Source organism: Janthinobacterium sp. JF4, from assembly GCF_059617925.1.
The window spans coordinates 24,582-48,778 of sequence record NZ_JCAQAV010000036.1 but is presented as its reverse complement, the minus strand read 5'-3'; the positions used below and the strand labels follow the sequence as shown (position 1 = coordinate 48,778).

The window sequence follows — 24,197 nt, the reverse complement described above, 5'->3', positions numbered from 1 at the left end:
TGCGAGGATGGACTGGTTTTGGCGGTGGAATCCTGTATCCCAGGGCGAAGCCAGTACAAGCGCACCAATACGGTGCGACAGATAATCGAGATGAAGGGTATTACATGAAGTCACCATGGATGCGGCGCGTGGCGCTGCTCGCCTGCCTGGCCACCCTGCCGCTGGCGGCCGTTGCCGTTGACGCCGCCCCTGCCGCCGCGGCCGCGCCGGTGAAAACCTTGCGCTATATCTTGCCGGCCGCCGAGACGGGCTTCGATCCGGCCACCGCGCGCGACCTGTATTCGAATCACATCACGCAGGCCGTCTTCGACACGCTGTACACCTATGACTACCTGGCGCGCCCCGTGAAAGTGGTGCCCGGCGCGGCGGCCGCCATGCCGGAAGTGTCGGCCGACGGCAAGACCTACACCATCCGCCTGAAAAAAGGCATCCTGTTTACGCCCGACGCCGCGTTCGGCGGCAAGCGCCGCGAACTGACGATGGCCGACTACGTGTATTCGTGGAAGCGCCTGTTCGACCCGCGCCTGGCCTCGCCGCACAGCTGGCTGTTCGAAGGCAAGGTGGTGGGGCTGGATGATCTGGCCAAGGAAGCGGCCAAGTCGAACAAGCTCGACTTCAACAAGAAGGTGGCCGGCCTGGAAATCCTCGACCCGTACACCCTGCGCGTGACTCTTACCAAGACCGATTTCAATTTCCCCATGATCCTCGCCTACGTGCCGACGGCCGCCGTGGCGCGCGAAGTGGTGGACAAATACGGCGACGTGAAGGGCGAAGTGGGCTCGAATCCCGTCGGCACCGGTTATTACACGCTCGGTGAATGGACGCGCGGCAACCGCATCGTCCTGAACCGCAATCCGCAGCACTTGCCGGAAACGTGGAATTTCATGGCCGGCGACGACCCGGACGACCAGCGCATCGTGCGCCAGATGCAGGGTAAACGCATTCCCGCCATCGACCGCATCGAAATTACCGTCATGATCGAAGACCAGTCGCGCTGGCTGTCTTTCCAGAGCGGCGGCACGGACGTGTTCTGGCTCGATGGTCCGCTGGCGCCGAAAGCGCTGCTGAACGGCAAGCTGCGTCCCGAGCTGGCGGAGAAGGGCGTGCAACTGTCGCGTCTGCTTGACCCGGAAATCAGCTATTACTACTGGAACATGGAAGACCCTACCCTGGGCGGTTTCAGCAAGGAAAAGATCGCCCTGCGCCGCGCCATTGCCATGGCGCACAATATCGATGAAGAAATCCGCATCATCTGGAATGGCCAGGCCAAGCGCCTCGACTATCCAATACCACCCGGTGTCGTCGGCTACGATCCGCACTACAAATCCCTGCTGCAATACGATCCCGTGCTGGCGAACAAATTGCTCGATAAATTCGGCTACAAGAAGGGCGCCGATGGCTGGCGTACTTTGCCGGACGGCAAGCCGCTGCTGATCCGCTACGCTTCGCGCAACGAAGCCAATGGCGTGCTGCAGGCGGAAATGTGGCGCAAGACGTACAACTCGCTGGGCATCCGCATGGAAAACGACCGCATGATCTTTTCCGATATTCTAAAAACGGAAAAGCAGTGCAAGATGCAGACGCGCACGGCGCCGTGGCTGGCCGACTATCCGGACGGCGACAATTTCATGCAGCTGTTCTATGGCCCGAACACGCACCAGAACAACAATGGCTGCTACCAGGATCCCGAGTACGACAAGTGGTACGCGGCCAGCCAGGCCATGCCTGCCAGCCCCGAGCGCGATGTGCTGTTCCACAAGATGGCGCGCCGCCTGGAAGTCAATGCGGGCGCGCTGATCGGCTATGCGCGCTACCGCAACATGCTGGCGCAAAAGTCGGTGCTGGGCTACAAGAAGCACCCTATCCTGTTCCAGGAGTGGGCGTATATGGATATCGACAGCACGGGCGCACCGGTCCCTCTCCCGGCCCCTGCTGCCAAATAAGCGCAGCCGCTTATAACAACATATACAACAAGGAATCATTATGTTTGCTTATATCCTGCGCCGCCTGTGGCAGATGCTGCCCACCATGCTGGGCGTCGTCCTGCTGGTGTTTATCCTGTTCAACTGGGTGGGCGGCGATCCCGCCTACATCCTGGCCGGCAAGATGTCTAGTGCGGAAAGCATCGCCAACATCCGCCGCCAGCTCGGCGTCGACCAGCCGTACTACGTGCAACTGTGGATCTTCATCAAGCAGATCGTCACGTTCGACTTCGGCCAGAGCTGGGCCACGGGGGAATCCGTGTCGCACATCATCACGTCGCGCCTGGGGCCGTCGATGATGGTGCTGATCCCGCTGACCGTGCTGGAAACGTTTTTTGGCGTGGCGCTGGCGCTGGCCATCGCGTTTGTGCGCGGCTCGCTGACGGACCGCGCCGTCATGATCGCCTGCACGGTGGGCATGTCGATTTCCATCCTCGTCTACATCATCGTCTTCCAGTACGGCTTCGCCTATAAACTGGGCCTGTTCCCTGTGCAGGGCTGGGGGGACAGCTTCTGGGAAAACCTGCTGCGCTATTCCACCTTGCCGATCCTGATCGGCCTGGCCGTGTCGATTGCGCCGACCCTGCGCCTGTTCCGCACCTTCGTGCTGGACGAGGCCAACCAGGATTACGTGCGCACGGCGCGCGCCAAGGGCTTGAAGGAAGGCCGCATCATGTGGGTCCACGTGCTGCGCAACGCCGGCATCCCCATCATTACCTATGTGATGTCGAACTTGCCGGCACTGCTGATCGGCGCTTTCCTGCTGGAACGTTTCTTTGGCATCCCCGGCATCGGGCGTGAAGTGATTTTGGCCGTCGAGCGCAGCGACTTTCCGGTGATCAAGGCGATCACCGTGTACGTTGCCGCCGCCACCATGCTCTTCAACCTGCTCACCGACCTGCTGTACCAGGCGGTCGATCCTCGCGTACAACTGAAGTAGAAAGAGACGATGTCGAAACCTCATACATCGCCCGGCCTGTGGGCCCTGGCGTGGCGCCGTTTGCGCGGCGACAAGATTGCAATGGTATCGCTGGCCGTGGTCGGCGCCTTTTTCCTGCTGGTGCTGGCATCCGCCAGCGGCCTGGTGGCGGCAAACTGGGAAGATGAAGTGGCTGTCAGCTATGCGCCGCCCACGTTTGTGGGCGCCGATGCCGATGCTGCCGGTGATGGCGCGATTCACGTGCCGGACGAGCGCAGCGCGCCGACACCAGTCAACGTGCTCGATCCGCTGGCCGACGATATCGCCGAACTGCGCGCCCAGATGGGCAGTAACCCATCGGCTGGCGTCGAGATGTACGGCGTCACCGACCCGCTGGCCGACGACTTGACGGCCTTGCGCGCCGGCATGGGCAAGGCCAGGAAACTCGTCACGCACAAGGCGGCAACGTTACCGTTCGGCGCCGACAAGTGGGGCCACGACATCATCCAGAAAACCATCAAGGGCGGCGAAACGTCGATCGTCGTGGGCCTGGTGGCAGCCTTGCTGGCCGTCGTGCTGGGCACGCTCTTTGGCGCCGTGTCCGGCTACTTCGGCGGCATCGTCGACGACTTCTTCAACTGGTTCTACAGCATTTTTACTTCGATTCCGTCGATCCTGATGATCCTGACGGTGGCGGCCGTGCTGCAGCAGAAGGGCGTGCTGACCATCGTGCTGATCCTCGGGTTGACGGGCTGGACGGGGCCGTACCGGCTGATCCGCGCCGAATACATCAAGCACAAGGCGCGCGAATACGTGATGGCGGCCGACGCCATCGGTGCCTCGCACTGGCGCAAGATGTTCTCGCATATCTTCCCGAACGTGAGCCACGTGGCGCTGGTGCAAATGTCGATTCTGGTGGTGGGCTTCATCAAGGCCGAAGTGATTCTGAGCTTCCTCGGCTTTGGCGTGCCGGTGGGCACCGTCTCGTGGGGCAGCATGCTCAACGAGGCACAAAATGAACTGATCCTGGGCAAATGGTGGCAGCTGACGGCCGCCGCCACGGCGATGGCCGTGCTGGTGACGGCGTTCTCGCTGTTTACCGATGCCTTGCGCGATGCGCTCGACCCCAAAGTGAAATAGGAGTTGCTCATGGACCAGAATAACCTGTTGGAAGTGCGCGACCTGCGCGTCACCTTCCGCCTGGACAAGAAGACCACGTTCGAAGCCGTGAAGGGCATCTCGTTCAACGTGCCGCGCAACAGCACCGTCGCGCTGGTGGGTGAATCGGGCAGCGGCAAGTCCGTCAGCTCCCTGGCCGTGATGGGCTTGTTGCCGCCGGATAACACCATCATAGCCCCCGGATCGAGCATCCACTTTGGCGGGCGCGATTTGCTCAAATTGTCGATCGCCGAGCGGCGCACCATGTGCGGCAAGGATATCTCGATGATCTTCCAGGAGCCGATGTCGTCGCTGAATCCCGTCTTCACGGTGGGCTTCCAGATCGCCGAGGTGTTGCGCCAGCACATGGGCATGAACCGCAAGCAGGCGCGCGCGCGCACCTTGGCGCTGCTGGAAGAAGTGGGCATTCCCGACCCGGCCACCAAGATCGACGCCTACCCGAGCCAGATGTCGGGCGGCCAGCAGCAGCGCGTGATGATCGCCATGGCGATCGCCTGCGAACCGAAGCTGCTGATCGCCGACGAACCGACGACGGCGCTGGACGTGACGATCCAGAAGCAGATCATGGACTTGATCGCGGCGCTGCAAAAGAAGCATCAGATGTCCGTGCTGTTCATTACCCACGACCTGGGCCTGGTGGGAGAAATTGCCGACCAGGTGATCGTCATGCGCCACGGCGAAGTGCGCGAGACAGGGGAAGTGCGCCAGGTATTCGAGGCGCCGACCGATGCTTATACAAAAGCCCTGCTGCATTGCCGCCCGTCCCTGGATGAGCGCCCGTGGCGTTTGCCCGTGATCGCCGACTACATGGAAGGCAAGGCGGGCCCCGGTGTGGAAGTCAAACAGCGCACGCGTGGCTACACGCCGGGAGACGAACCGGTGCTGGTGGTCAACAATTTAAGTAAAAGCTTTTACACGCGCGAGGGCCTGTTCGGCAAGCGCGAGTTCCAGGCCGTCAAGGACGTGTCGTTCACTTTGCCGCGCGGAAAAACGTTGGGCGTGGTGGGCGAATCCGGTTCCGGCAAGACGACGGTGGGCTTGACCCTGCTGCGCCTGCACCAGGCGACAGGCGGCACGGCCATGTTCCACGGCAAGGACCTGATTGCCATGCCGAACAAGGAATATTTGCCGTACAAGCGCCGCATCCAGATCATCTTCCAGAATCCGTATGCCTCGCTGAATCCCCGTTTCACGGTGGGACAGATCCTGCTCGAACCGATGCGCATCCACAAGATCGGCGCGAACGACGAGGAACGCATCGCCAAGGCGTATTGGCTGCTCGACAAGGTGGGGCTGCCGGAGCAGGCTTTCCACCGCTACCCGCACGAGTTTTCCGGTGGACAACGCCAGCGCATCGCCATTGCCCGCTGCCTGACGATGCAGCCGGAAATTTTAGTCTGCGACGAATCCGTGTCGGCGCTGGACGTGTCGGTGCAGGCGCAGGTGCTCAATCTGCTGCAGGATTTGCAGGATGAATTCGGCTTGTCTTACATCTTCATTTCGCACGATTTGTCCGTGGTGAAATACATCGCCGACCAGGTGATGGTGATGCACAAGGGGCAAGTGGTGGAACTGGCCGATTCGGATGAGCTGTACCGCAATCCCGTGCATCCTTACACGCGCACCCTATTGAGTGCCATACCGAAGGGCGTGCAAATCTAACGTCTGGCAAAACCTACTGCGCGTCGCGCTTTGCGGCCTGCGATGCTCACCGTGCTCAAGCACGGTTGCGCTTCTTAGCCACAAATCACTGCCGCTCGCTACGGTTTTGTCTGACGTTAAGGTCCGGATTTTTACGGTAAGATAGCGGCCATGCTCAACCTCATTTACCTGCTCGAACATTACGGTGTCCTGATTGTCTTTGGCATCGTGCTGGTGGAGCAGCTCGGCCTGCCGATACCCGCCTTTCCCATCCTCGTGGTGGCGGGCGCGCTGGCCGTCGATGGCGACATGAATGGGGGGCTGGTGCTGGCCGCCGCGCTGGGCGCCTGCCTGATCAGCGACTTCACCTGGTTCCGCGCGGGCCGGCATTTCGGCAAGCGCATCCTGCGGCTGCTGTGCCGCATCTCGCTGTCGCCCGATTACTGCGTCAGCCAGACGGAGGACAAATTCAAGCGCTGGGGCCCGAAAGCCCTGATCGTTTCCAAGTTCGTGCCAGGATTCAATACCGTGGCCGCGCCCATGTCGGGCGCGCTGGGCACGCCGCCGGGCCTGTTCTTCCTGTACGCGGGCCTGGGCGCCTTGCTGTGGAGCGGCACGGGCATCGTCGTCGGCGTGATCTTTCACGCCAGCGTGCAGCAGGTGCTCGACTTGCTCAGCACCATGGGCAGCACGGCCTTGCTGATGCTGGCGACCTTGCTGGGCCTGTTCCTGCTGTACAAATTCCTCGAACGCCGGCGCTTCCGCCAGGCCTTGCAGATCGAGCGCATCGGCATCGATGAATTGCTCGAACTGATCGAGCAGGGTGAGGAGCCGCTGCTGGTCGACGCACGCAGCGCCACGGCGCAGGCGCTGGAACCAGCCGTGCCGGGCGCCTTGTTCTTCAATGGCAAGGAACCCGTGCCGGCCATGATCGCCATGGACAAGGACCGCCACATCATCGTGTATTGCAGCTGTCCCAACGACGTGACGGCCGCGCAGGTGGCCAAGCTGCTGCACCAGCACGGCTTTCACCGCGCCAAGCCCCTGCATGGCGGCCTCGATGCGTGGAATGCCGCCTACCGCTCGGACCAGCCGGCACCCGCAAGCCTGCTGGGCGAAGGCATGCCCTCCTGACCAGTAAAAACCGGTAGTAATAATACGAAAACGCCTTTCCCAGGCGGCCAGCACGGCAGTGCCACGCCTGCGCCGTCCCGTACACAGCGCATTTGCGCAAACTCCGGCATACTCTGTTTTCAAGGCGATTCTTGCTGCTGTGCAGCATGCTTTTCGCACTCCTGGCGAGTGCAAGCACTTACTATAAAACATTGTTTTTGAGTAATTTTGGTGCTGCCTGTTGCATTTGGAGTGGAACTACCAATAAAGGCTTGTTTTGATGTACTTAAACTACAAACTTTGCTTGCCTCAGGGCGCATTCATCCTTTAAGCTTGGCGTCCCATGCGTCCCACTTCATCATTTAAAATCATGAGCGCTTCGTCTTCTTCCGTACTGCCGACTTCCGCCTTCGCCGATGGACCGCGCCTGCTGGCCGACGTGGGCGGCACCAATGCCCGTTTCGCCCTGGAAGTGGCCGCTGGCCACATCACCCTGGTGGAAGTGTTGCCCTGTGCCGATTACCCGAGCCTGTCCGCCGCCCTGCAAGCCTATCTGGCCCTGCCGCACGTCGCTGCTGCCGGCGGGCAAGCCGTGCGCCATGCCATGATCGCCATCGCCAACCCGGTCGATGGCGATTTCCTCAGCATGACGAACCACCACTGGTCGTTCTCGATTCGCGCCATGCGCGAAGAGTGCGGTTTCACGACCTTGGACGTGGTCAACGATTTCACGGCCCTGGCGCGCGCCTTGCCGCAGCTGTCGAACGAGCAAAAGCACCAGGTGGGCGCGGGCACGGCCCGTCCCAACACGGCCATCGGCCTGATCGGCGCTGGCACGGGTCTGGGCGTGTCGGGCCTGATTCCGTCGCACGGCGGCTGGATCGCCCTGCAAAGCGAAGGCGGTCACGTCAGCTTTGCGCCGTTCAATGACGTGGAAGTGAGCATTCTGCAATTTGCCTGGCGTGAATACGAGCACGTTTCGGCCGAACGCCTGATTTCCGGCGATGGCCTGGAACTGATCTACCGCGCCCTGGCCGACCGCGCGGGCGTGCCGGCGGAAGACTTGCCGGCGGCGGAAATCACGCGCCGCGCGCTGGCTGGCGAATCCCAGCTGTGCGACGACGTCATCGAAGCGTTCTGCTGCATGCTCGGTACCGTGGCGGGCAACGTTGCCGTCACCCTGGGCGCGCTGGGCGGCATCTATATCGGCGGCGGCATCGTGCCGCGCCTGGGCGCGCGTTTCGACCGTTCCGGTTTCCGCGCCCGCTTCGAGCGCAAGGGCCGCTTCGCCAATTACGTGTCGCAAGTGCCGACCTTCGTCATCACGGCGCAGTACCCAGCTTTCCTGGGCGCATCGGCCATTCTCTCGGAGAAACTCGCCTCCCTGTGATGCGGGAAGCGGGCGATATGTCGCGCCAGGGCCGGGTAAAACGCGTGTTTTACCCGGTTTTGCGCTTTTCCGCTTTTTATCAGGTACAATTGGCATCGTTGGATGAAACGACGACTGTCGCTCTCCCGTATGGCTGGTGCGTCGCCACGGGAAAAGCAGCTGCTCCGCAGTGCGTTTCATTGCTGGTTATTTAAGGCCAGCACCATGGATGGCAGGACTTTCACTGCATCCGCTTCAGTCCCGCTTTGCGCGCATCGGCCAAGGCGTCGGAAAAACAGCCTCAACTAGTAACCCAGCACGGCGTCATCATCGATGTCTGCCCTCTGTTACGTTGAAATGAACGTTTTTGATTTCTTTCTCTGCACACGAATTGCAACACACATCCGCACAGAATTGCTATGAATACAATTGAGGCTAAAAAAGTCCTCGAAACCGCGTTGCTGTGCGCTCGTGAATCGCTGACGATCCACAGCTTGAAAAAGCTGTTCGTCGATGCGGACGAGAATGGTCGCGTGCGTGGTGTCGGCGTCGGCGCCGACACGATCAAGCAGTTGCTGGAAGAGTTGCGGCAGGAGTGGGAAGGGCGCGGCATCGAGATCGTCAGTCTGGCTTCGGGCTGGCGCTTTCAAAGCCGCCCGGAAATGAAGATGTATCTCGATCGCATGACGCCCGAGCGGCCGCCCAAGTATTCGCGGGCGACCCTGGAAACCCTCGCCATCATCGCCTACCGCCAGCCGGTGACGCGCGGCGATATCGAGGAAATTCGCGGCGTTGCCGTCAATTCGCAGACGATCAAGATGCTGGAAGACCGTGGCTGGGTTGATGCCATCGGCTACCGCGACGTGGTGGGACGGCCGGCCTTGCTGGCCACCACCAAGCAGTTTTTGGATGACCTGGGTTTGCATTCGCTGTCCCAGCTGCCGCCTTTGCAGCAAATCAGCGAGATGCAGGGCAACGGGCTCGAAGCCCTGGAAGCGGCCCTGCAGGAAAATTTTGATAAAGCAAGCAATGAGCTTGCCCACCAGCTTGGTGCAGGTAGCAATACGGCTGTGACAGATGTAGATGTGACAGCAAGCCTTGATGCCGGCCCCGATGCTTCGCCCACGGACGAAGCCTACACTCACGACCCTGCGCCAGAACTAACGGTTGACGCTGCGCCAGGTCAGCACAGCCAAGAAACGAAGAATGAATAATCCGAACACACCCGAGACAGTAATCGCCAGCGACGAAGCCATCGTTGCCAAGCCCAAGCGCCGCACCAAGGCCCAGATCGAAGCCGACGCAGTGGCTGCAACCGCTGCTGCCGCCGCTGGCGATGCCGTCGCTGCCAAACCGAAGCGCCGCACGAAAGCCGACGTGGCCGCCGATGCGCCCGTCGCCGCTGCTGAAACTGAAGCTGCCCCAGTCGCCAAGAAAACCCGCGCCAAGCCGGCCCTGAAGGCCGTGGCCGACGCCGCGGAAGCGGCTGCCGAGGCAGTTGCCGAAGTTGCCAGCGCACCTGCGCCACGTCCGCCGCGCGCCCGTGCTGCCGCCAAGGCCGCTGCCGCCGTCGCTGAAACGGCGCCGGAAGCCATCGCTGACAAGCCGGCCGAAGCCCGCCCGACCCGTGGTCCGCGCCAGATGCGTGGCGTGCAGGCGGAACGCGCGCTGCGCCAGCCGCCGCGCGCCGAAGCGCCGCAGGCGGCCGAAGCCGTTGCAGCAGCGCCGGCCGCAGAGCAAGCTGCCGCGCCTGTCGCCGATGTGTTCGATGCCGAAGGCAACCTCGTGTCTGGCCCGCGCCTGCCGCGCGGTCCGCGCAACGACGTGCCGGGCGCTGGCAAGAATGCCGGCAAGAGCCGCAAGAAGGGCAAGGGCCGCCAGGCTGCGCCCGGTAAGCTCAGCGACGCTGACGCCGTGTTCTCGTTTGTCACCTCCGACGCTTTCGACAGCGAAGAAGGCGGCACGGGCCGCGTGCAAAAAGCGGCCGTGCGCCGCGACCTGACGTCCGACGACGACGCGCCGAAGCTGCACAAGGTGTTGGCCGAAGCCGGTCTTGGTTCGCGCCGCGACATGGAAGATCTGATCATTTCGGGCCGCGTGTCCGTGAATGGCGAACCGGCCCACATCGGCCAGCGCATCTTGCCGAGCGACCACGTGCGCATCAATGGCAAGTTGATCCAGCGCCGCGTCAGCAAGAAGCCGCCACGCGTCTTGGTCTACCACAAGCCGGCCGGCGAAATCGTCAGCCATAATGACCCGGACGGCCGTCCATCCGTGTTCGACCGCCTGCCGACCATGAAGGCGGGCAAGTGGCTGGCCGTTGGCCGTCTCGACTTCAATACGGAAGGCTTGCTGCTGTTTACCACGTCCGGTGACCTGGCCAACCGCCTGATGCACCCGCGCTACGGCATCGACCGCGAGTACGCCGTGCGTACCCTGGGCGAGCTGGAAGAGGGCATGCGTCAGAAACTGCTGGCCGGCGTCGAGCTGGAAGACGGTCTGGCGCAGTTTTCGAAGATCGCCGATGGCGGCGGCGAAGGCATCAACAAGTGGTACCGCGTGGTGATTGGCGAAGGCCGTAACCGCGAAGTGCGCCGCATGTTCGAAGCGATCGGCCTGACCGTTTCGCGCCTGATCCGTACCCGCTACGGCGCCATGACCCTGCCGAGTGGCCTGAAACGCGGCCGTTGGGAAGAAATGGATGAAAACACCGTGCGCGATCTGTTGACCGCCTACGGCATCGAAAAGAAAATGCCGGCATCGGGCGATCCCCGTGCCGCTGGCGCCGCCAAGGGCCGCGAAGCGCGCAAGGCCAGCCGTGACGACGAGCCGAATGGCAATCGCATCGATGTGAGCAACCGCAACGCCGATCCGTTCCCCGTCGCGCCGCGCCGTGGCCAGCCTGCCGGCCAGTTTGCCCGTCCGCAAGGCCAGGGCCGCCCAGGCGGCGCCGGCCGTCCAGGCGACGCGCGTGGCCCGGGCCGCGGCCAGCCGCAAGGTCCGTTCCAGGGTGGCCAGCCCCGTTCGTCGGCATCGTTCGAAGGTGCGCCGCAAGGCCGTGCTCCGCGCGCCGCCGGTCAGGGTCAGGGCCGTCCGGGTGGTGAAGGCCGCGCGCCGCAGCGCGCTCCGCGCCAGCCCGATCCGCTGCAAACGACTTTCGGCTTCGCCAACACGGGTCCGCGCCGCAATACGGGTGGTGGTGCCGGTGGGCAAGCCCGTTCCGGTGGTCAGCCGCGTGGCGGCATGGACCGTGGCGGCATGGATGGCATGCCGCGCCGCCGCAGCAAAGGTTAATCGGGAAGTGTTTCTTCTTGCGCGCCCGCTGATCTGCGCGGGTGCGCGCTCTTGTAACTGTTGTAAGCCGGGCCGCTCCTTGCGTGCGGCATTGCGGCGAAGTTAATAAGAGGTTATAATCTGCAGCCTAATAAAAGTTCTCCGCAGGGTTGTTTGGTGGGGAGTGCTTTCATCTGGTTGGGGAAATACAAGAAGATGGGCAGATGCCCATTTTTTTTTTGTTGAACCGTTTGTCATGGCTCCGCAAGGGGCCATATATGACTTGAATGCGTGTTTTTGCATGTTGTCGGCGCTCAATGCGGCGCCGTCATGCCGAAAACGGGCCTTATTTCTGGAGAATTTCTTGCAGCAGTTGGGATTGATTGAAAAGACAGTTATTGGTCTGGGCTATGAGCTCGTTGATGTCGAACGTGCCGAGCGCGGACTGCTGCGCGTCTTTATTGATTTCAGCGCCGCCGATGCCGCTGAAAAAGGTCCGATCACGGTCGAAGACTGTGCCACGGTGAGTCACCAGTTATCGCATGTGTTGACGGTAGAGAATGTTCCTTACGAGCGTCTCGAAATTTCTTCCCCAGGTCTGGATCGTCCGGTGCGCAAGCTGGAAGACTTTGTCCGTTTCGCAGGCCAGGAAATCATCGTCAAGCTGACTGTGGCGATGCCGGGTACGAACAACCGGAAATCGTTCCAGGGGATCTTGCAAGAACCCGTGGGCGATAAATTGTCGTTGGAATTTGAAGGTAAGGATGGTCCGGCGATGTTGGAGTTTACGCTCGCGGATGTGGATAAGGCACGCTTGGTGCCGCAGGTGGTTTTTAAGGGACGCAAAGCATGAGCCGCGAAGTTTTATTATTGGTTGACGCGCTGGCGCGCGAAAAAAACGTCGATAAAGATGTCGTCTTCGGCGCCCTCGAATTCGCGTTGGCGCAAGCCACGAAGAAACGGTATGAGGGTGAGGTAGACATCCGCGTTTCGATCGACCGCGAAACGGGCGAATTCGAATCGTTCCGCCGCTGGCACGTGGTGCCCGATGAAGCAGGCCTGCAATTGCCGGATCAGGAGATCCTGCATTTCGAGGCAAAAGAACAGATTCCTGATATCGAAGTCGATGACCACATCGAAGAGCCGATCGAATCCGTTGAATTCGGCCGCCGTTTCGCCCAGGATACCAAACAGGTCGTCCTGCAGCGCGTGCGTGACGCCGAACGCGAACAGATCCTGGTCGACTTCCTGGAACGCGGCGATTCGCTCGTTACCGGCACCATCAAGCGCATGGAGCGCGGCGACGCCATCGTCGAATCGGGCAAGATCGAAGCGCGTCTGCCACGCGACCAGATGATCCCGAAAGAGAATCTGCGTATCGGCGACCGTGTGCGTGCATACATCTTGCGCATCGACCGCAACATGCGCGGCCCGCAAGTGATTCTGTCGCGCACCGCGCCGGAATTCATCATGAAGCTGTTTGAGCTGGAAGTGCCGGAAATCGAGCAAGGCATGCTGGAAATCAAATCCGCAGCCCGCGATGCCGGCGTACGCGCCAAGATCGCCGTCTACACGGCCGACAAGCGCATCGACCCGATCGGTACGTGCGTCGGCATGCGCGGTTCGCGCGTGCAGGCTGTCACCGGCGAACTCGGTGGCGAACGCGTCGACATCGTGCTGTGGTCCGAAGATCCGGCGCAGTTCGTCATCGGCGCCCTGGCGCCGGCGAACGTGTCGTCGATCATGGTCGATGAAGAAAAACACGCGATGGATGTCGTCGTAGACGAAGAAAATCTGGCAATCGCGATTGGCCGTTCCGGCCAGAACGTGCGCCTGGCCTCGGACCTGACCGGCTGGAAGATCAACATCATGACGGCCGAAGAATCGGCTGACAAAGCTGCCCAGGAAACGGCTGCCGTGCGCATCCTGTTCATGGAAAAGCTCGATGTCGACCAGGAAGTGGCCGATATTCTGGTGGAAGAAGGTTTCGCCAGTCTGGAAGAAATCGCTTACGTGCCAATTTCCGAAATGCTGGAAATCGAATCGTTTGACGAAGATACCGTCAATGAACTCCGTACCCGTGCGCGTGATGCGCTCGTGACCGAAGCGATTGCTTCGGAAGAGGGTCTGGAAGGCATGGACGAGGCGTTGGTCGGTCTGGAAGGCATGGACCGCATTACCGCCGGCAAGCTGGGTCTGGCTGGTATCAAGACCGTTGAAGCATTTGCAGCACTGGCATACGACGAATTTGGCGCAATCCTGGCCTTGTCTGCGGACCGTGCGCGTGAACTGATTACAAGTGAATTTAAAGATGTGACCGACGATGAGATGAAGTTGGTTGACTCGAAATATGACGATCGTGCCAAGGCCTTGCAAGCCAAAGCATGGAGTCTGGCCGAATCCGCAAAGGCTTAATTTGAGTATCTTTATCATCTCCGCGACACATAGAAAAGAGGACTGAATGGCGAGTAACAACGTAGCCCAATTTGCCACCGAACTGAAGATGCCTGCAGATTTGCTGCTGACGCAGCTGCGTTCTGCCGGCGTCGAAAAAAGTTCGACGTCAGATCCATTGTCGAAAGATGATAAGGACAAGCTTTTGGATCATCTGCGCCGCACACACGGCGCAGCGGCTGACACAGAAAAGAAAAAAATCACCGTGACCCGCAAGGAAACGACTGAGATCAAGCAAGCTGACGCAACCGGCAAGTCGCGCACCATCCAGGTGGAAGTGCGCAAGAAACGCACTTTCGTCCAGCGTGACGAAGCTGCGCCGGTCGCGGCAGAACCGGTCGCGCCTGCCGCACCGGTGATCGATCCCGCCGACGTGGCGCGCCGTGAGGAAGAAGCCCGTAAACAGGCTGAACTGATCGCCCGCCAGGAAGCCGATCTGCGCGAAAAGCAAGAACGTCTGGCCAAGCTCGACGCGGAAAAAGAAGCCCAGGCGAAAGCCACGCAACAGGCTGAATTGGCTGCGAAGAAAGAAGCTGACGCGGAAGCGAAGAAAGCCGCCGCCAAGGCTGCTGCTGCGCCTGCCGCCAGCGCCGCTGCGCCTGTCGTCGACGACGCCGCCGCCGAAGCGAAAAAAGCTGCTGCCGCTGAAGAAGCGAAGAAGAAAGCCGCTGCCGCTGCTGTTGCCGCCAAGGAAGCCGCTGACAAAGCGGAAGCCACCGAGCGTGCACGCAAGGCCGTTGCCGACGAAGTCGCCCAGATCAAGGCCATGATGAACGCGCCACGCCGCGCCATCAAGGCACCGGAACCCGTACCGGTGCCGGTCAAGCCGAAGGCGCCGGAAGGCACCCTGCACAAGCCAGCTGACAAGAAACCTGGCGACAAGCCGGGCGACAAGAAGCCTGCTGTTGCAGACAAGAAATCCATCAAGTCGGCCAATGTGTCGTCGACCTGGTCCGATGACGCGAAAAAACGCGGCACCACCGGTGGTCCGAAACCACGCGGCAACAGCGGCCCAGGCGGCCGTGACAGCTGGCGCGGTGGCGCGAAGGGCCGTCGCCCGACGCACCATGACGACCGCGAATCGAACTTCCAGGCGCCGACGGAAGCCGTCGTCAAGGACGTGCACGTACCGGAAACGATCACCGTGGCCGAACTGGCGCACAAGATGTCCGTCAAGGCATCCGAAGTCATCAAGCATTTGATGAAATTGGGCCAGATGTGCACGATCAACCAGGTGCTGGACCAGGAAACCGCCATGATTCTGGTGGAAGAAATGGGCCACAAGGCGTTCGCCGCCGAACTGGACGATCCGGAAGCGCTGCTGGCCGATGTGGGCGAACACGCGCACTTCGAAACCAAGCCACGCGCACCGGTGGTCACCGTCATGGGTCACGTCGACCACGGCAAGACCTCGCTGCTCGACTATATTCGTCGCGCCAAGGTTGCCTCCGGCGAAGCGGGCGGGATTACGCAGCATATCGGCGCTTACCACGTCGATACGCCACGCGGCATGATCACCTTCCTCGACACCCCGGGCCACGAAGCGTTTACCGCGATGCGTGCCCGTGGCGCCAAGGCAACCGACATCGTCATTCTGGTGGTTGCCGCCGACGATGGCGTGATGCCGCAAACGAAAGAAGCGATTGCCCATGCGAAAGCAGCCGGCGTACCGCTGGTGGTGGCGATCAACAAGGTCGACAAACCGGGTGGCAACGTGGACCGCGTGACGCAGGAACTGGTCGCCGAACAAGTCGTGCCGGAAGAATACGGTGGCGAATCGCCATTCGTACCGGTCTCGGCCAAAACGGGCCAGGGTATCGACGATCTGCTGGAACAAGTGCTGTTGCAAGCCGAAGTGCTGGAACTGACGGCACCGGTCGATGCGCCTGCGCGCGGCCTGGTTGTCGAGGCGCGTCTGGACAAGGGCCGTGGTCCTGTCGCGACGATCCTGGTGCAGTCCGGTACCCTGAAACGCGGCGACGTGATTCTGGCGGGTTCTTCGTATGGCCGTGTTCGCGCCATGCTGGACGAGAACGGCAAGTCGATTGCTGAAGCCGGTCCTTCGATTCCGGTCGAAATCCAGGGCTTGACGGAAGTGCCGGTTGCCGGTGAAGAAGTCGTTGTCATGGCTGACGAGCGCAAGGCGCGTGAAATCGGTCTGTTCCGTCAAGGTAAGTTCCGCGATGTGAAACTGGCCAAGCAGCAAGCGGCGAAACTGGAAAACATGTTCGACCAGATGGCCGAAGGCGAAGTGAAAAACTTGCCATTGATCATCAAAACCGACGTGCAAGGTTCGCAAGAAGCGCTGGTTGGTTCGCTGCAGAAACTGTCGACCTCCGAAGTGCGCGTGCAAGTGGTTCACGCAGCCGTCGGCGGCATCACGGAATCGGACGTCAACCTGGCAGTCGCCTCGAAAGCGGTCATCATCGGCTTCAACGCCCGTGCTGATGCCCAGGCACGCAAGCTGGCCGAGTCGAATGGCGTGGACATTCGCTACTACAACATCATTTACGATGCGATCGACGAGATCAAATCGGCGTTGTCGGGTATGTTGGCACCAGAGAAACGCGAAACCGTCATCGGCCAGGTCGAGATCCGCCAGGTTATCCTGGTCTCGAAAGTGGGCGCGATTGCCGGTTGCCTGGTCACCGATGGCGTGGTCAAGCGTGCTTCCTCCGTCCGCCTGTTGCGCAACAACATCGTGGTGTGGAGCGGCGAGATCGACTCCCTGAAACGCTTCAAGGACGATGCGAAAGAAGTTCGCGCCGGTCTGGAGTGCGGCCTGTCGCTGAAGAACTACAACGACATTCAGGTTGGCGACACGCTGGAAGTGTTCGAAGTCCAGGAAATCGCTCGTACCCTGTAATCTCAGCAGCAATGGCGCGGACATAGTGATGTCCGCGCAAACACGTGGGGCGCATTGGTCAACGGGCAACCGTTTGACCCATGCGCCCTGCGGCACTTAGGACAGCATAAAATCATGGCTAAACATAGCAAAACCATGCCAGCGCGCGGCTTGCGCGTGGCCGACCAGATCCAGCGCGATCTGGCTGAAATCGTCGCCTACGAATTGAAAGACCCACGCGTGGGCACGATGATCACCATCACCGAAGTGCAGATCACGCCCGATTACGCGCACGCCAAGGTGTTTTTCACGATGTTGAAAGACAGCAAGGAAGCCATCAAGAACACCACCGAAGGCCTGATGGCCGCGTCCGGCTTCATCCGTGGCTTGCTGGGCAAGCGCCTGCACATCCACACCTTGCCGATGCTGCATTTCGTGCACGACAGCTCGACCTCGCGCGGCATGGAAATGTCCTTGCTGATCGACAAGGCCAACGCCACGCGCGCGGCCGACGCCGAGCCGGACGAAAAGCCTGCAGACAAAGCGGACGAGCATGGCGGGTAGTAAGCGGCCGCCCGGCATCAAGCGGGTGCGCGACCTGGTCGATGGCGTCTTGCTGCTCGATAAGCCTGTCGGCTGGTCCAGCAACGACGCCCTGATCAAGGCCAAGCGCGTGCTGAACGCGAAAAAAGCGGGCCATACGGGCACCTTGGATCCGTTCGCCACGGGCTTGCTGCCGCTGTGCTTTGGCGAAGCGACGAAGTTCTCGCAGGACTTGCTGGAAGCCGACAAGACCTACGAAACCCTGGTGCACCTGGGGCAGACGACGGATACGGGCGATACCGAGGGCGCAGTGCTGGAAACGCGCGACGTCAACGTCACCGAAGAGCAGATCGAAGCCGTGCTGGCGCAGTTCCGCGGCCCGATCCTGCAGACGCCACCCATGTACTCGGCCTTGAAAAGGGATGGCAAGCCCTTATATGAGTATGCAAGGGCAGGCATCACCCTGGAGCGCGAAGCGCGCCCGGTGACCATCCACAAGCTCGAGTTCCTCGGCTATGACGCCCCGTTCCTGAAATTGTCGGTAATGTGCAGCAAGGGCACGTATATCCGCGTGCTGGGCGAAGACATCGGCCACGCCTTGGGTTGCGGCGGCCATCTGAACGCCTTGCGCCGCACGCAGGTGGGCAATCTGACGCTTGATGGCGTCGTGACCCTGGATGAGCTGACGGCGCATGCCGCGCCGTTGAGCTTGCTGGCGCCCGTCGATGCATTACTGTCGAGTTTCCCCGCCGTCCAGCTGACGGAAGAATTGGCCAAGCGTTTCCTGCATGGCCAGCGCATCGCGCTGGGCAAGGAAGACGTCGCCGTGCCAGCCGAACCGGGCAGGGTGCGCGTATATCACGACAGCAAATTGCTGGGCACGGGCCAGTTGCAGGAATACAGCATCCTGGCCCCCGAGCGGCTCATTGCCACGGCGCATCAATAAGTCACAGCAACGTCACATTACCCAGCGACACTCGTCAAACAGTGTCGCTTTTTTAAACAAACCGTCCCCGACTGCGGGAGCCGCCAGCATTTTTAGATAGCGTTGCAACGCAACATGCTATACTACGCGGTTCCGGAAATAGATTAGCATTCGGGTATCTCGTACATCTTGTACGCACTCCGCAGTTTTTCAGTAACTACTACGACCATGTCAAATACAAAACGCGCAATTCGTAATATCGCCATTATCGCCCACGTTGACCACGGCAAAACCACGCTGGTGGATCAGCTGCTGCGCCAGTCCGGCACCTTCCGTGAAAACCAAGCGGTCGACACCCGAGTCATGGACTCGAACGACCTGGAAAAGGAGCGCGGCATTACGATTCTGTCGAAGAACTGCGCTGTTGAGTACGAAGGCACCCACATCAACATCGTCGACACCCCAGGCCACGCCGACTTCGGCGGCGAAGTGGAACGTGTTCTGTCGATGGTGGACTCGGTTCTGCTGCTGGTCGATGCACAGGAAGGCCCGATGCCGCAAACCCGTTTCGTCACGCGCAAAGCGCTGGCACTGGGTCTGAAGCCTATCGTCATCGTCAACAAGGTCGACCGTCCAGGCGCGCGCCCGGACTGGGCCATCAACCAGACGTTCGAACTGTTCGACAAGCTGGGCGCTACCGACGAACAACTGGATTTCCCTATCATTTACGCTTCGGGCCTGAACGGCTATGCCGGTCTGACCGAAGACGTGCGCAGCGGCGACATGAAGCCGATGTTCGACGCCATCCTGGAACACGTTCCAGTGCGTGACGACAATCCTGAAGGCCCGCTGCAAATGCAGATCACCTCGCTGGACTACTCGTCGTACGTCGGCAAGATCGGCATTGGCCGCGTCAACCGCGGTACCGTCAAGGTCGGCCAGGACGTGCTGGTCATCAATGGCCCAGGCGCCACGCCAATCAAAGGCCGCATCAACCAGGTGCTGAACTTCAAGGGCCTGGAGCGCGTGCTGGTGGACGAAGCTGTTGCCGGCGACATTTGCCTGATCAACGGTATCGATGAGATCGGCATCGGTTCGACCCTGTGCGCGGTCGATACCCCGGATCCGCTGCCGATGCTGACCGTCGACGAGCCGACCCTGACCATGAACTTCATGGTCAACAACTCGCCACTGGCTGGCCGCGAAGGCAAGTTTGTTACCTCGCGCCAACTGCGTGACCGTCTGGACCGCGAACTGAAAGCCAACGTTGCTCTGCGCGTTTCGCCTACCGACGACGACACGATCTTTGAAGTATCGGGCCGCGGCGAGCTGCACCTGACGATTCTGATCGAAAACATGCGTCGCGAAGGCTTCGAGCTGGCCGTATCGCGTCCACGCGTGGTGTTCAAGATGGTCGATGGCGTGCGCCACGAGCCGTTTGAAAACCTGTCGGTTGACGTGGAAGAAGTCAACCAGGGCGGCGTCATGGAAGAACTGGGCCGTCGTCGTGGCGACCTGCAAAACATGGAATCGGATGGCAAGGGCCGCGTGCGTCTCGAGTACCTGATCCCGGCGCGTGGCCTGATCGGCTTCCAGGGCGAATTCATGACCCTGACCCGCGGCACCGGCCTGATGAGCCACGTATTCCATGAATACGCGCCAGTCGACAACACCCGTGGCGAAATGGCTGGCCGTCGTAACGGCGTGCTGATCTCGCAAGATGACGGCGCCGCTGTTGCCTACGCGATCTGGAAACTGCAAGACCGCGGCCGCATGTTCGTGTCGCACAATGACCCGGTCTACGAAGGCATGGTCATCGGTATCCACTCGCGCGACAACGATCTGGTCGTCAACCCGATCAAGGGCAAGCAGCTGACCAACGTGCGTTCGTCGGGTACCGATGAAGCGGTGCGCCTGGTGCCGCCAATTCAGATGTCGCTGGAATACGCCGTCGAATTCATCGAGGACGACGAACTGGTGGAAATCACGCCTAAATCGATCCGTCTGCGCAAGCGCTTCCTGAAAGAGCACGAGCGTAAAAAAGCGTCGCGTGATGCGTAATCTGTTGTAGAGCATGGCCTGCGGGCCATGCCGCTCCCGGCCCGCTGCGCCGCGTCACCGTCACTGGTGAGGCGCGCAGCGGGTTTGTCATTTGCAGCTCCTGTTTTTTGTAGACACCATGACTTCCTCTTCTTTGCCTTCCCGCCGCCTGTCCGTCGCCCCCATGATGGACTGGACCGACCGCCATTGCCGCAAGTTCCACCGCGAAATCACGCGCCACACCTGGCTGTATACCGAGATGGTGACGACGGGCGCGCTCGTGTACGGCGACGTGGAGCGCCATTTGCGCTTCAACGAGGAAGAGCATCCGGTGGCGCTGCAGCTGGGCGGCAGCGATCCGAAGGACCTGGCCACGAGCGCCAGGCTGGGCCAGCAGTGGGGTTACGACGAGGTCAACCTGAACTGCGGCTGCCCGTCCGAGCGCGTGCAGAAAGGCGCGTTTGGCGCCTGCCTGATGGCCGAGCCGCAACTGGTGGCCGACTGCGTGAAAGCCATGCGCGACGTGGTCGACATCGATGTGACCGTCAAACACCGCATCGGCATCGACGACAGCGAATCGTACGACTTCGTGCGCGATTTCGTCGGCACCGTGGCCGACGCCGGCTGCAAGACGTTTATCGTGCATGCGCGCAACGCTATCCTGAAAGGCCTGAGCCCGAAGGAAAACCGCGAAGTGCCGCCACTCAAGTATGACTATGCCTACCGCTTGAAGCGTGATTTTCCGCAATTCGAGTTCATCATCAATGGCGGCATCAAGACCCTGGACGAAATCGACCTGCACCTGCAGCACCTGGACGGCGTCATGCTGGGCCGCGAGGCGTATCACAACCCCTACGTGATGGCGCAGTTCGACCAGCGCTACTACGGCGACGACGCTCCCGTCAAAACGCGCGAACAGGTGCTCGAAGCGATGATTCCGTATATCAGCGCGCAGCTGGAAAAAGAAGCGGGGAGATTGAAACTGAACAGTGTCACGCGCCACATGCTGGGCCTGATGCAAAACCTGCCCGGCGCGCGCGGCTACCGCCAGACCTTGTCCGATTCGAAGAAGCTGGCCTCGGGCGACCCGCGTTTGCTGCTGGAAGCGGCAGCGCGCTTGTCGCTGCCTGCCTGATGCGCGGCGACGTCCACGCCCATGCACAGCAGCTGCAGGGCTACCTGCATGCCGTCAGCGCGCTGAAGGATGATGGCAGCGGGTTTCTGTGCGCGTATCTGGGACCCGTCGCGCCGCAGGCGTCCTGCGACGCGCTGTGCCGCGCGCTGAAGCTGCAGCCGGACGGCATGCGCCTGCAGCCGATCGAGAGCATGGTATGCAGCGGCGCCTTGTGCACGCCGCGCCAGTGGCTGCTTGAGCGCTTGCTGCCGATGAGCGAAGCGGACCGCCAGCCGCTCGACGCACGTTTATATGATGGTTTCGAGGGCGAACTTGCCGAGCTGTTCGGCAGCGAGCCGCACTGGTATCAACTGGTATCGTCTGGCCAGGGCAGCCTGGCTGGTCGATTGGGCGCCATCTGGAGCGTCTTTGTCTTCGGCACAGACGGCCACGCCTATGTGATGCATTGCAGCTGGGACCGCTGATCCAAGTTGTCTATACCGCTGCCCCGGCGCAGTGGTATTGTCCGCAGTACCCCTTCCTCTGAGTACCCCTCCCAAAACGATGTTATATGGCTATGCCATGTGTTGTAAATGCGCTGTTTCGGCGCACGCCCGCACTGTCGTGGGGCATTTCTAAGGCGCAAGAAACGGCGTTGTTGCCATTTCCCCGAAGAAAGTTAATCAGGCATTTATTCAGGTACTTATTGCTTGCTTTGAGGCAAAATTTACACCTATAATTGATTATAGACAAATATTTCTCATATGAATTTTTGATGTTGATTTCACATTAACGGTATCAGAAATCCACTGTGTGGAACTAGTTGCATTCGCAGTTACTGGCGTTTTCAGGGCTGTTGTGGATCAGGAAGTACCCCAGGCTGCGTGCGGCCGGATACCGCCAGCATACCAGTGGGTAAGGGCGGATTCCGGTGTTGCGCAGCCTTCGTCTTGTCGTGCCGGGCAAAAATTCTTATCAATAGTTTCATTTACGAAGAGCCGAAATGAATTTAGCAAAAATGAAGGTTGGTACCCGCCTGGGCCTGGGTTTCGCCCTGGTACTGGTTCTGCTGGTGGCCGTGACCGTCCTCGGCATCGCGCGCATGGCGCAAATCCAGGAACGTCTCGATCACGTGATCAATGTCAACAACGTCGTCACTCGCCTGGTGATCGACATGCGTGGCAACGTCAGCGACCGCATCACCTCGCTGCGCATCCTGACCCTGATGACCGACGCCGGCGATATGGAGCCGGAAATGGCGCGTATCAAGACGCAAACGACCACTTATCAGGAAACGCAGAAGAAGCTCGAAGAGAAATTCGCCGTCGAGTCGACTCCTGAAGAAAAAGCCTTGCTCGCTTCGATCAAGGAATACGAAGCGGCCGCCATGCCGGCCATCGCCAAGGCCTCGGCCCTGTGGATGGCCAACGATGCGGAAGGCGCCACGCGCGTGATGATCAAGGAAATCCGCCCGGTACAGAAAAAATGGATGGAAGCGCTGGAGCAACTGGCCGTGCTGGAAGACAAGCTCAATGAGCAGATGCAATCGGATGCCCGCAAGGCCTTCGACAGCGCGCGTCTGTTCATGATCATCCTCGGCGTACTGGCCGTGGCGATGGGCGTGGCGGCGGCACTGGTGATTACCCGCGGCCTGCTGAAACAGCTGGGCGGCGAGCCTGACTACACGGCGTCGATCGCCGGCAGCATCGCCAATGGCGACCTGTCGATCGGCATCCACACGCAGCCTTCCGATACGTCCAGCCTGCTGGCGGAAATGAAGGAAATGCGCGACAGCCTGGTGGGCATCGTTGGCCAGGTGCGCGTGGGGACGGAAACCATCGGTACGGCGTCGCGCGAAATTGCCGACGGCAATATCGACCTGTCGTCGCGTACGGAAATGCAGGCCAGCGCGCTGGAAAAAACGGCGTCGGCCATGGAAGAGCTGACTTCGACCGTGAAACAGAATGCGGACAATGCGCGCGAAGCGAACAAGCTGGCCGCCACCGCGTCGGACGTGGCCCTGAAGGGCGGCTCCGTGGTGTCGCAAGTGGTTGACACCATGAGTTCGATCAATGAGTCGGCGAAGAAGATTGTCGACATCATTGGCGTGATCGATGGCATCGCTTTCCAGACCAACATCCTGGCGCTGAACGCGGCCGTGGAAGCGGCACGTGCCGGCGAGCAAGGCCGCGGCTTTGCCGTGGTGGCGTCGGAAGTGCGCAACCTGGCCCAGCGCTCCGCTGGCGCGGCGAAAGAAATCAAGATTCTCATCGACGATTCGGCCGAGAAGACGGAGCGCGGCACGCGCCTGGTCGGCCAGGCTGGCGTGACGATGGGCGAAGTGGTCGACAGCGTGCGCCGCGTCACCGACATCATGAGCGAGATCGCCAGTGCCAGCCAGGAACAAAGCGCCGGCATCGAACAGGTCAACCTGTCGATCATCGAGATGGATGGCATGACGCAGCAAAATGCCGCCCTGGTGGAGCAGGCAGCCGCCGCGGCGCAAAGCTTGCAAGACCAGGCGGCCGAACTGGCCCACGTGGTCAGCATCTTCAAACTGGTCGACGGCGAGGAGAAGCCGGCAGCGTATGTGCCGGCACCCGTAGCTAGCGCACCAGTGGCCGTGCGCAAGCCGGCGCCGGCATTGCGTCCGGTCAAATCGCTGACCCGCAAGGCGGAAGCGGCAGTTCCCGTGGCTGCTGCGGCGCCACGCAAGGCGGCAGGCGCCGGCAGCAATGACGAGTGGGAAGAGTTTTAAGCGCGGCCAACAGCGCACAGGAAATTGTAATTACCGTATCTG

At 60.9% G+C, this 24,197-nt stretch carries 17 protein-coding genes; all 17 read left to right on the top strand.

What is annotated here, in order from left to right; all coding sequences use genetic code 11:
- Window positions 1-104 precede the first annotated feature (104 nt).
- The 17 genes from AC54AF_RS21530 to AC54AF_RS21450 all read left to right on the top strand — a co-directional run bounded on the left by AC54AF_RS21530 (window position 105) and on the right by AC54AF_RS21450 (window position 24,155).
- Window positions 105-1,943, top strand: a complete 1,839-nt coding sequence (locus AC54AF_RS21530) for an ABC transporter substrate-binding protein (RefSeq protein ID WP_496638155.1) — start codon at window positions 105-107, stop codon at window positions 1,941-1,943.
- A 40-nt stretch (window positions 1,944-1,983) separates the two neighbouring features.
- Window positions 1,984-2,922: an ABC transporter permease gene (locus tag AC54AF_RS21525; protein WP_034782513.1), complete on the top strand. Its 939-nt coding sequence runs from the start codon at window positions 1,984-1,986 to the stop codon at window positions 2,920-2,922.
- Between the two features lie 9 nt (window positions 2,923-2,931).
- Window positions 2,932-4,041 (top strand): ABC transporter permease, encoded by a 1,110-nt coding sequence (locus AC54AF_RS21520; protein ID WP_496638154.1) that lies wholly within the window; start codon window positions 2,932-2,934, stop codon window positions 4,039-4,041.
- Window positions 4,042-4,050: 9 nt separating this feature from the next.
- Window positions 4,051-5,742, top strand: a complete 1,692-nt coding sequence (locus tag AC54AF_RS21515; protein WP_496638153.1) for an ABC transporter ATP-binding protein — start codon at window positions 4,051-4,053, stop codon at window positions 5,740-5,742.
- 150 nt (window positions 5,743-5,892) lie between these two features.
- Window positions 5,893-6,855 (top strand): VTT domain-containing protein, encoded by a 963-nt coding sequence (locus tag AC54AF_RS21510; RefSeq protein WP_496638152.1) that lies wholly within the window; start codon window positions 5,893-5,895, stop codon window positions 6,853-6,855.
- 349 nt (window positions 6,856-7,204) lie between these two features.
- The gene (locus AC54AF_RS21505; protein WP_496638160.1) at window positions 7,205-8,224 is read left to right on the top strand and encodes a glucokinase; all 1,020 of its coding nucleotides are present in this window, start codon (window positions 7,205-7,207) and stop codon (window positions 8,222-8,224) included.
- A 398-nt stretch (window positions 8,225-8,622) separates the two neighbouring features.
- Window positions 8,623-9,417 (top strand): SMC-Scp complex subunit ScpB, encoded by a 795-nt coding sequence (gene scpB, locus AC54AF_RS21500; RefSeq protein WP_131688802.1) that lies wholly within the window; start codon window positions 8,623-8,625, stop codon window positions 9,415-9,417.
- Window positions 9,410-11,497 carry a 23S rRNA pseudouridine(2605) synthase RluB gene (gene rluB, locus AC54AF_RS21495; RefSeq protein ID WP_496638151.1) on the top strand — a complete coding sequence of 696 codons (2,088 nt, stop codon included), beginning with the start codon at window positions 9,410-9,412 and terminating at the stop codon, window positions 11,495-11,497. Before scpB ends, rluB begins: the two co-directional genes overlap by 8 nt.
- Before the next feature lie 343 nt (window positions 11,498-11,840).
- Entirely contained in the window at window positions 11,841-12,329 is a 489-nt protein-coding gene (rimP, locus tag AC54AF_RS21490; RefSeq protein ID WP_029496192.1) for a ribosome maturation factor RimP, read from the top strand.
- Window positions 12,326-13,891 carry a transcription termination factor NusA gene (gene nusA / locus AC54AF_RS21485; RefSeq protein ID WP_086144982.1) on the top strand — a complete coding sequence of 522 codons (1,566 nt, stop codon included), beginning with the start codon at window positions 12,326-12,328 and terminating at the stop codon, window positions 13,889-13,891. Before rimP ends, nusA begins: the two co-directional genes overlap by 4 nt.
- Window positions 13,892-13,937: 46 nt before the next feature.
- A complete protein-coding gene (gene infB, locus AC54AF_RS21480; protein WP_131689695.1) occupies window positions 13,938-16,796 on the top strand; it encodes a translation initiation factor IF-2 in 2,859 nt (952 codons plus the stop codon).
- A gap of 114 nt (window positions 16,797-16,910) precedes the next feature.
- Entirely contained in the window at window positions 16,911-17,339 is a 429-nt protein-coding gene (rbfA, locus tag AC54AF_RS21475; RefSeq protein ID WP_131689694.1) for a 30S ribosome-binding factor RbfA, read from the top strand.
- Window positions 17,329-18,264 (top strand): tRNA pseudouridine(55) synthase TruB, encoded by a 936-nt coding sequence (truB, locus tag AC54AF_RS21470; protein ID WP_131689693.1) that lies wholly within the window; start codon window positions 17,329-17,331, stop codon window positions 18,262-18,264. Before rbfA ends, truB begins: the two co-directional genes overlap by 11 nt.
- A gap of 207 nt (window positions 18,265-18,471) precedes the next feature.
- Window positions 18,472-20,304 (top strand): translational GTPase TypA, encoded by a 1,833-nt coding sequence (gene typA, locus AC54AF_RS21465; RefSeq protein WP_035825203.1) that lies wholly within the window; start codon window positions 18,472-18,474, stop codon window positions 20,302-20,304.
- Between the two features lie 118 nt (window positions 20,305-20,422).
- Window positions 20,423-21,418: a tRNA dihydrouridine(20/20a) synthase DusA gene (gene dusA, locus AC54AF_RS21460; RefSeq protein ID WP_496638150.1), complete on the top strand. Its 996-nt coding sequence runs from the start codon at window positions 20,423-20,425 to the stop codon at window positions 21,416-21,418.
- Window positions 21,418-21,882, top strand: a complete 465-nt coding sequence (locus tag AC54AF_RS21455; RefSeq protein WP_496638149.1) for a hypothetical protein — start codon at window positions 21,418-21,420, stop codon at window positions 21,880-21,882. The genes dusA and AC54AF_RS21455 overlap by 1 nt, the downstream gene beginning before the upstream one ends.
- Before the next feature lie 533 nt (window positions 21,883-22,415).
- Window positions 22,416-24,155 (top strand): methyl-accepting chemotaxis protein, encoded by a 1,740-nt coding sequence (locus AC54AF_RS21450; protein WP_131689698.1) that lies wholly within the window; start codon window positions 22,416-22,418, stop codon window positions 24,153-24,155.
- The last annotated feature ends 42 nt before the right edge of the window (window positions 24,156-24,197 follow it).